The organism is Streptomyces pactum, assembly GCF_016031615.1.
Taxonomy (GTDB): domain Bacteria; phylum Actinomycetota; class Actinomycetes; order Streptomycetales; family Streptomycetaceae; genus Streptomyces; species Streptomyces pactus.
The window spans coordinates 108,991-121,276 of record NZ_JACYXC010000002.1 but is presented as its reverse complement, the minus strand read 5'-3'; the positions used below and the strand labels follow the sequence as shown (position 1 = coordinate 121,276).

Genomic DNA, 12,286 nt, shown 5'->3' with positions numbered 1-12,286 from the left:
CAGAATGATCACAAAATGAAGGAAATGTGCAGCGCGTGAAACTCCGGCGGAGTCTAGCCAGCCCGTATCCCGGGCGACAAGACATCGCACACCGTCCCGTTTCGGCCCGGGGGGCGGGCGCGGACCGGCCACCGGCGCCGCGGAACGGGCGATTTCGGGGCTTTCTTCGCCGGGATCGGGGCACTCGCCCGGCAACGATCCCGTCAGGACGGAGGATGACGCCGATGACCGAGTACGAACGCTCGCGCACCATGCCGGCGCTGCCGGAGCACGTCTTCGACCAGGCGAGCCAGGTGAGCCGCATGGACAGCTGGCTCCCGCGTGACCTGCACGTCCGCGCCGACGACCTGCCGGCGGTCACGGTCCACGAGGACCGCACCGGGCAGGACGAACCGGGGCTGTTCCGGGCCCATCAGGACCAGTTGCGGCTGGAGTGGGGAACGCGCGACAGCGGCCGGTACACCGGCTGGCTCCAGGTGGCGGGCATCGGGAGCGGGGCGAGCGAGGTCACGGTCCATCTGTCCTTCTTCGACGAGCGGCACGCCCCGCCGTCGGACGCGGTGCGGCAGGCCCTCGACAGCAGTCTGGAGCGGCTGGCGGAGCAGGTGCGGATCCGGGCGGACAACGCCCCGGGGTGACCTCGCGCGGCCCCGACCTGGGCACGCCCCGTCGGCTCCCCCGGCGCCCCGCCCGGCCGGGCGGGGCGTCCGCACGACAAACAGGTGCATGGATGCGCACGTGTTGAATAGAGTGGGGGCGGAGACCACCGCCACCCGGGAGGGACCGTGCTGTCCGTACCGCGCGACCGCGCCTGGCGCCGTCTGTTCCTGGCCCAGAGCATCGCGCTGGTGGGCACCGGCCTGGCGACGGTGGCCCTGGGACTGCTCGCCCACGACCTCGCCGGCGACCGGGCGGGAACGGTGCTGGGCACCGCCCTGGCGATCAAGATGGTCGCCTACGTGGGCCTGGCCCCTCTGATCGCCGCGCTCACCCACCGGATGGCGCCGCGCGCCCTGCTGGTCGCCGCGGACCTGGTCCGGGCGGTGGTGGCCATGGCCCTGCCGCTGGTCACCGAGGTGTGGCAGGTGTACGCGCTGATCTTCGTGCTGCAGTCGGCCTCGGCCGCCTTCGCCCCGGCGTTCCAGTCGCTGCTGCCCAGGCTGCTGCCCGCGGAGGAGGACTACACCCGGGCGCTGTCGCTCTCCCGGCTCTCGTACGACCTGGAGATGGTCCTCAGTCCGGCGCTGGCCGCGGTCCTGCTGACCCGGATCGACCACCCCACCCTCTTCCTGGGCACCGTCGCCGGGTTCCTGGTCTCCGCCGTCCTGGTGCTGCGCACCCGGGTACCGCAGGCAGGGCCGCGGCCGGAGGCGCGGGCGGCGGGCTTCGGCGACCGGGCCACCCGGGGCATCCGTCTCTTCCTCGCCACCCCCCGGCTGCGCGCCCTGCTGCCGCTCACCCTGGCGGTCGCCGCCGGTGGCTCGACGGTGCTGGTCAACACCGTCGTCCATGTGCGCGACGACCTCGGCCGGGCGGCCCGGGACGTACCGCTGGCCCTGGGCGCGTACGGGGCGGGGTCCATGACCGCCGCGCTGCTGCTGCCCCGGCTCTCCCGCCGCGTCGCGGACCGCACGCTGATGCTGCCCGCGGCCTTCGCCTCCGCACTGCTGCTCACCGCGCTGGCGGCGGCGACCCGGCTGGGCCCGGGCAGCTGGTCCTGGCCGGTCCTGCTGGCCACCTGGGCGGCCCTGGGGCTGGCCGAGTCGGCCGTGGTGACGCCGACCGGACGGCTGATCCGCCGCTCGGCCCGCACCGCCGACCTCACCAGCGCCTTCGCCGCGCACTTCTCCCTCTCCCACGGCTGCTGGCTGCTCACCTATCCGCTGGCCGGCTGGCTGGGGGCCACCGCCGGCCTGGACGGCGCGGCGCTGGTGCTGGGCGCGGTGGCCCTGGCCGCGGCGCTGGCGGCCCGGCGCCTGTGGCCGGCCGGCGACCCCGCCCGTCTCGCCCATGTGCACACCGCTCTGGGGGACGGGCACCCGCACCTGGCCGGCGCTCGACGGACCGGCGCCGGCTGGCGGCACACGCACCACTTCGTCATCGACGACCTGCACGACCGCTGGCCGCTGCGCCCCGCCGGCCGGGGGCGCCCCGTCCGGGTCCCGCGGCGGAGCGGGCGTCCTACGATGGGCGCATGAGCGCACGCGCGCGGGCGGCGGCCGCACACCCTTCGCACCTGGTGGACGACGGTGAACGACTGGACGCCGCGGTGGCGGTGCTGGCCCTGCTGGCCGACCGGACCCGGCTGGCGCTGCTGCGGCAGCTCGTCGAGGGCGAGGCGGACGTCGCCACGCTGACCGCCGGGTGCGGGGCCGCCCGTCCGTCGGTCAGTCAGCATCTGGCGAAGCTCCGGCTGGCGGGCCTGGTCACCGCGCGCAAGGACGGCCGCCGGATGGTCTACGCACTGCGGCACGGGCACCTCAAGCGGCTGGTGGCCGAGGCGCTGAGCGTCGCCGACCATCAGATCGGCCGCCTCCCGCCGCACGACTGACCCACGGTTCCCCGGCGCCGGTGCACCTGCGCCGGCCGGTCCCGAAGGCCCGGGTGTCGCGTGAAGTCCCCCGGCCCACGGACGGTGCCGGCCGAACGGGGTCCGCGGGCGGCGGGGCCGGCCCGCGGGACGGGCTGCGTACCACGGCGGTGCGGGCCGGGGTCCGGCCGCGGCAAGGGTGAACGGGCCGGGGCCGGCCCGGCGGTGTCCTGGGCCGGCCCGGCCGGCGTCCCCGGGGCCGCCGTTCACCGGCCCGGGCCGGCCCGGAGCCGGTCGCCCGACGGACTCCTGCCCCGGGCTCACCCCACTCGCGTGGTCCCTCGGCCCCGGGCCGCCCGGTGACCGGTCACCGACCATTCGGCCACCGTGACCGGTCACGGGCAGAACGTCTCCCGTACCGCCGTGACGATGCGGGCGCCCTGCTCCGGGGTGAGGGCCGGCGTCCCGCCCCCGCTGAACCGGTCGGCGGCCCGGGCGTTGACCCCGGCGTCGTCCCCCTCGCTCCACCGGGCGTCGTCACAGACGTTGCGCGCCCGCGACACGGCCTTGTCCTGCTCGGTGGCGAGCGTGGGGTGGATCTCCCCGAGACGCTTCAGCAGGTCCGCGGTCTGCGCCGGGTCGGGGGACGGGACGGCGGAAGCCTCTTCGGCGGCGGGGGCGTCGGCGCCGGATTCCGCCGGAGCGTCGGCGCCCGGTTCCGCCGGGGCGCCGGCGCTGCGCCCGGGCCGGTCGGCGGCGGCGTCCCCGCCGTCGTCGTCGGAGCATCCGGTCAGCCCCGCGACGCCGATCACCAGCGCGCCCGCCACCATGCCGAGCGCCTTCATCCGCTCCATCAAGCCTCTCCCCTGGGTGGTGCCTTCACGAACCGCCCATGCCTATCACGCCGGTCCCGCCCGCGGCCTCCCGCCCTGCGGGGAGGGGCGGGGCGCACCCCGGTCCGCGCCCGGCGCGCGGTCCCCGCCCGGCGCGGGTGCCACGCCCGGCGCGGGTGCCACGGCCGGGCGGGCGGTGTGCGCCGCGGCGTCCGGCGCCCAGCTCGCCGGCCGCGCTCCCCCACCGTGCCGGCCCGCCCGGCGCCCGGGGTGAACCCGCACCGGCGGGACGGGCCGGGCGCCCTCGTGGACCCGCCCGGAGGACATGCCGCGCGCCGGCCCGTGGACACGCCACCCGCCGGCCCGGACGGACGGCACCGCACGGCAGACGCATCGGCGTGCCGCCCACCGGCACCACCCGCGGGCCGTCGGCCGGCCCGACACGCGGGCCCGCCGGCGGGCATCATCCCGCCGCACCCGGCAAGGTGGGCTGGTGCCCGGCACCTCAGGTGACCGCCGGCACGTACCCCGTCCCTCGGCAGAAAGGCCGGTCCATGCGCGCCGTCAGCTACGACTCCTACGCCCCCGACAACTCCCGCCTGACGCTCGGTGAGATCCCCGATCCCAAGGTGGGGCCCGGTCAGGTCCTGATCGAGGTGCGGGCGGCCGGCGTCAACCCGGTGGACTGGAAGGTCATGGCGGGTGGTCTCGACGGACTGATGGATGCGGTGTTCCCGGTCGTGCCCGGCTGGGACGTCGCCGGGGTGGTGCGGGCGCTCGGCGCGGACACCCCGGAGTTCGCCGTCGGCGACGAGGTCATGGCGTACGCCCGCAAGGACGTGGTGCAGGCCGGCACCTTCGCCGAGTACGTCGCGGTGAACGCCCAGGCGGTCGCCCGGAAGCCGGCGGCGCTGGAGTGGGCCCCGGCGGGCGGGCTGCCGCTGGCCGGCCTGACCGCGCTGCGCAGCCTGGACCGCCTCGGGGCCGGTTCCGGTGACACCCTTCTGGTGCACGGGGCGTCGGGCGGGGTGGGCAGCATCGCGGTGCAGCTCGGCGTGGAGCGCGGGGCCCGGGTGCTGGGCACCGCCTCGCCGCGCAACCACGACTTCGTCCGCTCCCTGGGCGGTGAACCCGTGGAGTACGGCGAGGGGCTGGCGGAGCGGGTGCGGGAGCTGGCGCCGGAAGGGGTGAACGCGGTGGCGGACTTCGTCGGCGGCCAGCTGGAGACCACCCGGGCCGTGCTGGCGCCGGGCGGCCGGCACATCTCGGTCGCCGACCCCGAGGTGGAGCAGCACGGCGGCCACTGGGTGTGGGTGCGCCCCGACGGCGCGAAGCTCGCCGAACTGGCCGCGCTCGTGGAACGCGGCGCCGTCACCGTCGAGGTCGCCCGTACCTTTCCGCTGGACCGGGCCGGCGAGGCGCTGGACGCCAGCCGTACCGGGCACACCCGCGGCAAACTGGTGATCATGCCCTGACGCGCGGGCCGGCGGCCCCGGGCAGCGGCCCCGGACGACGGGGGCGGGGCACGGTCCGGCAGCGGTCCGGACGGCCACCGGGGCGCGGTCCGCCCGTGCCCCCGGGGCCGTGGCGCCGGTGTCCCGCGCCGGTGTCCCGGGGCGCCGCACGCGACGCCGTCCGGCCCGCGGGAGCCCGCACGGGGCCGGGCCCGCGCGGCGGTCCGGGCCGGTCCCGCCGCCGGGACGTCAGGCGGACCGTTCCCGGACGTCCGCCGGCGTGCCGCCCGCGTGGCGGATCAGGGTCGCGGGTTCCATGGGGAACACGGTGTGCGGGGTCCCCGCCGCGGCCCACACCGTGTCGTGCGCCAGCAGGCCCCGGTCCGCGAGGACCCGGGTCTTCGTCCGGTGGCCGAAGGGCGGCACGCCGCCGATGGCGTAGCCGGTGGCCTGCCGTACGGTGCCGGCGTCCGCCCGCCGGACGGCCTCCGCGCCCAGCTCGGCGCGGACCCGTTCGGTGTCGACCCGGGAGGCGCCGTCCATGAGCACCAGCACCGGCTCGCCGTCCGCCTCGAAGACCAGTGACTTGACGATCTGGCTCAGCTCACAGCCGATCGCGGCGGCGGCCTCGGCGGCGGTCCGGGTGGCGTCGGGGAAGCGCCGCACCTCGACGTCGAGACCCAGCTCGCGCAGGGCCTGGGCGAACAGCGGGTGGGCGGCGGTCGTGGAGTCGGGGATGGTCATGGGGCAACGCTAGCGGTTCCCCGGTCCGGCACCGGGCGCGGCGGTGTTCACGCAGCCGTCACACCGGGCGGAATACCCGTGCGGCCGGGGCCCGTTGAGCGCACCGGGGCCCCGGCGCGCCGCGCCGGGGACCACCCGGACGAAGGGGATACACGGATGACCATCGGCATCGCCCTGCCCGCGGGCGACGAGCACCACGCCAACCTGGTGACGGGCCTGATCGACCGGGTGCGCGCCGCCGCCGACGCGGGCATCGAGGCGGTGTGGTTCTCCCAGCAGCAGCACCTCGACGCGCTGTCGCTCGTCGCGCTGGCCGGCCAGGCCGTCCCGGGCGTCCGCCTGGGCACCTCCGTAGTGCCGATCCACCCCCGGCACCCGATCACCCTGGCCGCCCAGGTCCGTACCGCGCAGGCCGCCACCGGCAACCGTCTCGACCTCGGGCTGGGGCTGTCGGCGAAGTTCCTCGTCGAGGACAGCTACGGGGTGCCCTACGCCCGTCCCATCCGTCATCTGCGGGAGTACCTGACCGCGCTGAGCACCCTGCTCCACGACGGCGAGGTGGACTTCCGGGGCGAGACCCTGCACGCCCGTACGGTCCTCGGCCCGACCGATGTCCCCGGCGCCCGGCCGCCGTCCGTCCTGGTCGCCGCGATGGGCCCGCAGGCCCTGCGCGCCACCGCCGAACTCGCCGACGGCACCCTGCCGTTCCTGGCCTCCCCCAAGGCCCTGGAGGACTACCTGGTGCCCGCGCTCACCGGCGCGGCGCGGGCGGCCGGACGTCCCGCCCCGCGTGTGGTCGCCGCCGTCCCGGCCCTGGTCACCGCCCGCGCGGCCGAGCTGCGCGAGAAGGCGCGGCGGGAGTTCGCCTTCTACGAGGGCATCCCGTCCTACCGGGCCGTACTGGACCGGGGGGACGTCGAGCGGGCCGGGGACCTGATGGTCCTCGGCGACGAGGAGACGGTGGCGGCGGAGCTGCGGCGCCACCTCGACGCCGGGGCGACCGAGCTGATCGTGACCCAGACCGGCCACGGGACCGAGGAGGAGCGGCTGCGCACCTGGACGTTCCTCGGCGAGTTCGCCGCGGGCCGGTAGCGTCCCGCCGCCCCGGCACCCACCCGATCCAGGACCCACCGCTCCCCACGCCCCCTGCCCCGGGGGTCCCCGGCCGCGTCGTCCGCCCCGCGCGGCAGGGAGGGCCCGGGCCGCGGCCCGGGCCTTGCCGCCACCGTGCCCGGGCCGGGCCTTGCCGCCACCATGCCCCGGGCCGGGGCGCGGGCAGCGTTCGGCGCACCCCACCGGGCTGCCGCGTGCGGGGACCGGGCCGCCCCGGGGCAGGCCGGCGGGGGCCACCGCTCAGGCGATGGTGAACCGCAGTTCGGGCCGCTCCCAGGTGATCTTCGGCAGTACGGGGGCGACGGTCCCGACGCGCTCGGCGCCCACACGCCGGTAGAAGTCCTCCGAGGGCGGGTGGGAGACCACCCGTACCGCGGACAGCCCGGCCCGGGCCGCCCGCTCCTTCATGTGCTCCATCAGCCGCCGGCCTATCCCGGTCCCCTGCGCCTCGTCCGCCACGAAGGCCAGGTCGAGTTCGGCCTCCTCCACCAGCAGGGAGTAGAAGCCCAGCAGCCGGCCGTCCGGGTCCACGGCCTTGAAGACCTGGTGGCGGGCGATGTACTCGGGGGTGACCAGGTAGCCGGCGGTCATCGGCGCGTAAGGGCCCCGGTAGACGCCCGAGGACCGGATGAGGGCGGTGATGTCGTCCGCGTCCGCCGGGACGGCCCGGGTGATCGTTGATGGAATCATCCCCGCAGTATAGGGGCGGAGAGCGACATCACCCCTTACAGCCCCAGGTGGTGGGCGGCCGCCGACCAGCCCCTTCCCCGTCTCCGCCCGGCCCTTTGACAGCGCTCGACGGGCGTTTTATCACGGATAGCACTGGTATCGGCGGTGAGGGGCGGTCATCCGGGTACCCGGGGCCCACACCCACCGGGGCGGGCCGGGGCCGGCACGCGCCCGCGGTACGACGGCGGGTGGGGTGCGTGCTCCCCGACCGAGGGGCGTGCAGGAGGGAGAAGGACATGGCTCGCGCGGTCGGGATCGATCTGGGGACCACGAACTCCGTGGTGAGCGTGTTGGAGGGCGGTGACCCGACGGTCATCACCAACCACGAGGGCGCCCGTACGACCCCCTCGGTCGTGGGGTTCGCCAAGGGCGGCGACGTGCTGGTCGGGGAGATCGCCAAGCGCCAGGCGGTGACCAACGTGGACCGCACCGCCCGGTCGGTCAAACGGCACATGGGGGACAGCGGCTGGCGGTTCCCGGAGAGCGGCGACATCGACGGCAGGCGCTACACCGCGCAGGAGATCTCGGCGCGGGTGCTGCAGAAGCTCAAGCGGGACGCGGAGGCGTACCTGGGCGAGGACGTGACCGACGCCGTGGTCACGGTTCCGGCGTACTTCAACGACGCGCAGCGCACCGCGACCAAGGAGGCGGGCGAGATCGCGGGGCTGCGGGTGCTGCGGATCGTCAACGAGCCGACGGCGGCCGCCCTGGCCTACGGGCTCGACAAGGAGAGCGACCAGACGATCCTCGTCTTCGACCTGGGGGGCGGCACCTTCGACGTGTCCCTGCTGGAGATCGGTGACGGGGTGGTGGAGGTCAGGTCCACCAACGGCGACACCCGGCTCGGCGGCGACGACTGGGACCAGCGGATCGTCGATCACCTGGTCACCCGGTTCAAGAACGGTTACGGAGTGGACCTGGCCAAGGACAGGATGGCGCTCCAGAGGCTGCGGGAGGCCGCCGAACGGGCGAAGATCGAGCTGTCGGCCGCGACCGAGACCACGATCAACCTGCCCTACATCAGCGCCTCCCCCGAGGGGCCGCTGCACCTGGAGGAGAAGCTCACCCGGGTGCAGTTCGAGCAGCTCACCGCGGACCTGCTGAAGCGCTGCGAGACGCCGTTCCACAACGCGGTGCGGGACGCCGGGGTCGAGGTGTCCGCCATCGACCACGTGATTCTGGTGGGCGGCTCCACCCGGATGCCCGCGGTGACCGAGCTGGTGCGGGGACTGACCGGCAAGGACCCGCACAAGGGGGTGAACCCCGACGAGGTGGTGGCGGTCGGCGCCGCGCTGCAGGCCGGTGTCCTCAGGGGCGAGGTCAAGGACGTCCTGCTGCTCGACGTCACCCCGCTGTCCCTGGGCATCGAGACCAAGGGCGGCATCATGACCAAGCTGATCGAGCGGAACACCACCATCCCGACCAAGCGGTCGGAGACCTTCACCACCGCGGAGGACAACCAGCCCTCGGTGGCCATCCAGGTCTACCAGGGTGAGCGGGAGATCGCCGCGTACAACAAGAAGCTCGGCATGTTCGAGCTGACCGGCCTGCCGCCGGCCCCGCGGGGGGTGCCGCAGATCGAGGTCACCTTCGACATCGACGCCAACGGGATCATGCACGTCTCCGCCCGGGACCTGGGCACCGGCAAGGAGCAGCGGATGACGGTCACCGGAGGGTCCTCGCTGCCCAAGGACGACATCGACCGGATGGTGCGGGAGGCCGAGCAGTACGCGGAGGAGGACCGCCGCAGGCGCGAGGCCGCCGAGACCCGCAACCAGGCCGAACAGCTCGTCCACCAGACCGAGCGGCTGCTCCGGGAGAACGAGGGCCGGATTCCCGCGGAGACCCGGACCGAGGTGGAACAGGCGCTGGCCGAGGTGCGGGAGCGGTTGAAGGGCGAGGACACCGCCGCCCTGCGCGCCGCCACCGACAAGGCGGCCACCGCCGTGCAGAAGATCGGCAGCGCGTTGTACGCGCGGTCCGCGGAGTCCGGGGCCGCGCCTGGCGGGGCCGGTGCCGGGGAGGCTCCCGGGGCGGACGAGGACGTGGTGGACGCCGAGGTGGTCGACGACGAGCGGCAGCGGAAGGAGGGCGGCGACTGACCTGGTGCCACCCCTCAGGCCTCACCGGTGCCCCCCGGGGGCCGGGGTGACACCGGGCCGCCACCCGCGGTCCCGGGCCCGGGGGTGCGTCGCCCGTCCGCGACGACGGTGAAGGGGGAGTTTCGGCGAGCACCCCCCGGGCCGGGGGCGTACGGGGCCTGCCGGCCGGAGCGGCCCGGTACGGGTGGGCCGGCCACCGCACCGGGCTCCGCGCCGCGTACCCCGCCGGGCCCGCTCCACACGGCAGCGGGTCCGGCGGGGTACGGCGCGCGGGTTCCCGGCCGGGCCGGTCAGGCCGCCGGCGCGAGTTCCGCCCGGCCGAACAGCAGCGCGTACCCGCTGGGGAGCACGCCGATGATGCGGGTGACCAGGTCGGGCCCGACGATGCGGGAGACGACGGCGAAGACCGTGCCGGTGTCCCAGCGGGCGGTGGCGGGGGTGCCTCCGGTACGGGAGGCGAGGTCCTTCACGAAACCCCATCCGGTGAGGGACTCGCCCGGGATCTCGGAGGCGAAGACACGGGCGGCCTCCTCGGGGAGATGGGCCGCCAGGGCCACCCGCTCCTCCCCGGTGAGCTGCCGGCCCAGTGCGGCCAGGACGGCGCGGACGACCTGTTCGGCACGCTCGCGGGTGGGGTACGCGCCTTCGTACCGCACCGTCTCCAGCATCTGGTCGAACGACATGACCGCGGTGGGCCGGTTCGCTGCAAGCTGGTGGGACATCGCTAGCTCGGTCACCTTTCTGTTCTGTTGTCCGGAGCGGGGAGGACGGGGCCGGGATTGCCGCTCTCTGCCGTCGTCTGCCCCGCCCTGCGCCGTTGATGCCTGGAGATTTCCGCTAGCCGCGGATCTCCTTGCGCGTCGCGTCCCCGCCGATCGCGATCTTGCGCGGCTTGGCGCGCTCGGCGATCGGGATGCGGAGGGTGAGCACCCCCGCCTCGTAGTCGGCCTTGATGTTCTCGGTGTCGAGGGTGTCGGCCAGCATCACCTGGCGGGAGAAGACGCCGAGGGGCCGCTCGGAGAGTTCCATCTGCACGTCGTCGCCGCGGGCCACGGGGCGGCGCTCGGCCTTGACGGTCAGCATGTTCCGCTCGACGTCGATGTCGATCGCGTCGGTGGCCACCCCGGGGAGGTCGAGCGCGATGACGTACTCCTCACCCTCGCGATAGGCGTCCATCGGCATCGCGGAGGGCCGCGTCCAGGTGCCGCTCCTGCCCAGGAACTGCTCGGTGAGGCGGTCCAGCTCACGGAACGGATCGGTGCGCATCAGCATCGTGAAACACCTCCAACATTTCTGCCAGTGCGCTTCACCTGCCTCCGTTGTAACATGTCATCGGAACGACGACAAGTGTGATGTCATCCCAAGGACGACGCCCCCACCGCGTCCGGGAGAGGAGGATCCGTGCCCGCAGCGAAGCGGACCGAGAACCCCGCGCCCGCGTCCTTCCTCGCCGCCGCGGCGGCGCTGAAGGTGATCGACGAGGCCGTGCGCGCCGCCCACGACGGGCAGGCGGCCGAGGAGCCCACCGGCACCGCGGACGGTCCGCACCAGGCGCTGGCCTGCCTGCTGCTGCTGCGCGAGGTCCGCGAACGGCTCGCGGGGTGGGAGTCCGGCCTCATCGAGGCCGCCCGGGACGCGGGAGCCAGCTGGGCCGACCTCGCCGGGCCGCTGGGGGTGGCCAGCCGCCAGGCGGCGGAGCGCCGCTATCTGCGGCTGCGGCCGGGGGCCGCCGAGACCACCGGCGAGCAGCGGGTGAAGGCCACCCGGGACCGCCGGGCCGCGGACCGCACGGTCGCCGCGTGGGCCCGGCACAACGCGGCCGACCTGCGCCGCCTGGCCGGGCAGATCACCTCACTGACCGATCTGCCCCGTGCGGCCCGGTCCCACGTGGGCGACCTGGACCGGGCTCTCGCCGACAACGACGCCGCGCGCCTCGTCGCACCGCTCACCGCCGCCCGGCCGCACCTGGAGGCGGGCCACCCGGAGCTGGCGGCCCGCATCGAGAGCATCACCCGGCACACCGAGCGGCTCCGCCAGGACAGCGACGACCAGCGGCGCGGGACCCCCGCTTCCTCCACCGGTCCGCGCTGAGAACACGGACCGGCGACGGAGCCGGGATCAGAGGCAGTAGCCGTTGATGCACAGGCCGGCGGGGGCCGCCACAGCGGTCGGCGTGACCCCGAAGCCGGCGATGAACAGGGCCGCGGCGGCGACCAGGACGGCACGTACGCGCATGGAATTCTCCTTGGGGTTTCCCGGAGGAACAGGGCGAGGAGACATCACCACACCGCCGCGCGACACGCCCGGCGGACCGGTGCCGTGTCACACCGCGCGGTGACGGAAAACCACCGAACGCACCACGGAGCGGGGCCGGTCCATGACACCCGGTCCGGTGCCCCGCCGCGCCGCCACCGGGCGGCACGCCGCGTCACCGCCCCCCGCGCGGCGGACACCCCGCCACGGTCCTTCTCGCTGGGCCGGCGCTTCCCGCAGGCCGGTCCTACCCGTTGGGCCGGCGCGTCCCGTCGGGCCCGCGCTTCCCGTGGGCGGGTGGGTGCCGCGGGGCCGGGCACGTGCCCGAGCCGGCCGGCCCCGAGCGGCCTTCCCGGCCCGTCGCCGCACTCCCGTCAGGCGGGCGACGCCACCGGCATGACGGGTGCCCCGGCCGTGGCGAACGCCCCCCACCGGATGGCGGCGGACGGGCAGGCCGTGGCCCCGCCTGGATCCGCTCACCGTTGACTTCCGGCCGCTCACGCGTCGCCCACGGAGAAGTGACGGATC

General features: G+C 75.4%; 12 protein-coding genes. 7 read left to right on the top strand and 5 right to left on the bottom strand.

Annotated features, from left to right (window positions below):
- The first annotated feature begins 224 nt into the window (after positions 1–224).
- The 3 genes from IHE55_RS28960 (at position 225) to IHE55_RS28950 (ending at position 2,551) form a co-directional block, all read left to right on the top strand.
- Positions 225–638: an SRPBCC family protein gene (locus IHE55_RS28960; protein ID WP_197992382.1), complete on the top strand. Its 414-nt coding sequence runs from the start codon at positions 225–227 to the stop codon at positions 636–638.
- Between the two features lie 147 nt (positions 639–785).
- Complete coding sequence (locus tag IHE55_RS28955; protein WP_197992381.1) at positions 786–2,198, top strand: MFS transporter; 1,413 nt, start codon at positions 786–788, stop codon at positions 2,196–2,198.
- Positions 2,195–2,551, top strand: coding sequence for an ArsR/SmtB family transcription factor (locus tag IHE55_RS28950; RefSeq protein WP_197992380.1), 357 nt, complete (start codon positions 2,195–2,197; stop codon positions 2,549–2,551). The genes IHE55_RS28955 and IHE55_RS28950 overlap by 4 nt, the downstream gene beginning before the upstream one ends.
- A gap of 374 nt (positions 2,552–2,925) precedes the next feature.
- On the opposite strand, the gene IHE55_RS28945 is transcribed toward IHE55_RS28950, so the two are convergent.
- Entirely contained in the window at positions 2,926–3,384 is a 459-nt protein-coding gene (locus IHE55_RS28945; RefSeq protein WP_197992379.1) for a DUF732 domain-containing protein, read from the bottom strand.
- A 533-nt stretch (positions 3,385–3,917) separates the two neighbouring features.
- Between IHE55_RS28945 and IHE55_RS28940 the strand changes: the two genes are divergently transcribed.
- A complete protein-coding gene (locus tag IHE55_RS28940; RefSeq protein ID WP_197992378.1) occupies positions 3,918–4,838 on the top strand; it encodes an NADP-dependent oxidoreductase in 921 nt (306 codons plus the stop codon).
- 228 nt (positions 4,839–5,066) lie between these two features.
- Here IHE55_RS28940 and IHE55_RS28935 read toward each other — a convergent pair whose 3' ends face one another.
- Positions 5,067–5,561, bottom strand: coding sequence for a YbaK/EbsC family protein (locus tag IHE55_RS28935; RefSeq protein WP_197992377.1), 495 nt, complete (start codon positions 5,559–5,561; stop codon positions 5,067–5,069).
- A 156-nt stretch (positions 5,562–5,717) separates the two neighbouring features.
- Here IHE55_RS28935 and IHE55_RS28930 point away from each other — a divergent pair, with 156 nt between their 5' ends.
- Positions 5,718–6,653 carry a TIGR03564 family F420-dependent LLM class oxidoreductase gene (locus tag IHE55_RS28930; RefSeq protein ID WP_197992376.1) on the top strand — a complete coding sequence of 312 codons (936 nt, stop codon included), beginning with the start codon at positions 5,718–5,720 and terminating at the stop codon, positions 6,651–6,653.
- A gap of 261 nt (positions 6,654–6,914) precedes the next feature.
- On the opposite strand, the gene IHE55_RS28925 is transcribed toward IHE55_RS28930, so the two are convergent.
- The gene (locus IHE55_RS28925) at positions 6,915–7,364 is read right to left on the bottom strand and encodes a GNAT family N-acetyltransferase (RefSeq protein WP_197992375.1); all 450 of its coding nucleotides are present in this window, start codon (positions 7,362–7,364) and stop codon (positions 6,915–6,917) included.
- 275 nt (positions 7,365–7,639) lie between these two features.
- On the opposite strand from IHE55_RS28925, the gene dnaK reads away from it, so the two are divergent.
- Positions 7,640–9,505 (top strand): molecular chaperone DnaK, encoded by a 1,866-nt coding sequence (gene dnaK / locus IHE55_RS28920; protein WP_197992374.1) that lies wholly within the window; start codon positions 7,640–7,642, stop codon positions 9,503–9,505.
- Between the two features lie 290 nt (positions 9,506–9,795).
- Here dnaK and IHE55_RS28915 read toward each other — a convergent pair whose 3' ends face one another.
- Both IHE55_RS28915 and IHE55_RS28910 read right to left on the bottom strand, forming a co-directional pair.
- The gene (locus tag IHE55_RS28915) at positions 9,796–10,227 is read right to left on the bottom strand and encodes a DUF2267 domain-containing protein (protein ID WP_232266971.1); all 432 of its coding nucleotides are present in this window, start codon (positions 10,225–10,227) and stop codon (positions 9,796–9,798) included.
- A gap of 115 nt (positions 10,228–10,342) precedes the next feature.
- Positions 10,343–10,777: an Hsp20/alpha crystallin family protein gene (locus tag IHE55_RS28910; protein WP_197992373.1), complete on the bottom strand. Its 435-nt coding sequence runs from the start codon at positions 10,775–10,777 to the stop codon at positions 10,343–10,345.
- A 129-nt stretch (positions 10,778–10,906) separates the two neighbouring features.
- Between IHE55_RS28910 and IHE55_RS28905 the strand changes: the two genes are divergently transcribed.
- On the top strand, positions 10,907–11,596 hold the full coding sequence (locus IHE55_RS28905) for a type III effector protein (RefSeq protein ID WP_197992372.1): 690 nt from the start codon (positions 10,907–10,909) through the stop codon (positions 11,594–11,596).
- Positions 11,597–12,286 lie beyond the last annotated feature (690 nt).

Bases quoted from the DNA above. Each gene is read 5' to 3' on its own strand.
- IHE55_RS28960 (WP_197992382.1), top strand. From the start codon at position 225: ATGACCGAGTACGAACGCTCGCGCACCATGCCGGCGCTGCCGGAGCAC.
- IHE55_RS28940 (WP_197992378.1), top strand. From the start codon at position 3,918: ATGCGCGCCGTCAGCTACGACTCCTACGCCCCCGACAACTCCCGCCTG.
- IHE55_RS28925 (WP_197992375.1), bottom strand. From the start codon at position 7,364: ATGATTCCATCAACGATCACCCGGGCCGTCCCGGCGGACGCGGACGAC.
- IHE55_RS28915 (WP_232266971.1), bottom strand. From the start codon at position 10,227: ATGTCCCACCAGCTTGCAGCGAACCGGCCCACCGCGGTCATGTCGTTC.
- dnaK (WP_197992374.1), top strand. From the start codon at position 7,640: ATGGCTCGCGCGGTCGGGATCGATCTGGGGACCACGAACTCCGTGGTG.
- IHE55_RS28945 (WP_197992379.1), bottom strand. From the start codon at position 3,384: ATGGAGCGGATGAAGGCGCTCGGCATGGTGGCGGGCGCGCTGGTGATC.
- IHE55_RS28930 (WP_197992376.1), top strand. From the start codon at position 5,718: ATGACCATCGGCATCGCCCTGCCCGCGGGCGACGAGCACCACGCCAAC.
- IHE55_RS28910 (WP_197992373.1), bottom strand. From the start codon at position 10,777: ATGCTGATGCGCACCGATCCGTTCCGTGAGCTGGACCGCCTCACCGAG.
- IHE55_RS28950 (WP_197992380.1), top strand. From the start codon at position 2,195: ATGAGCGCACGCGCGCGGGCGGCGGCCGCACACCCTTCGCACCTGGTG.
- IHE55_RS28935 (WP_197992377.1), bottom strand. From the start codon at position 5,561: ATGACCATCCCCGACTCCACGACCGCCGCCCACCCGCTGTTCGCCCAG.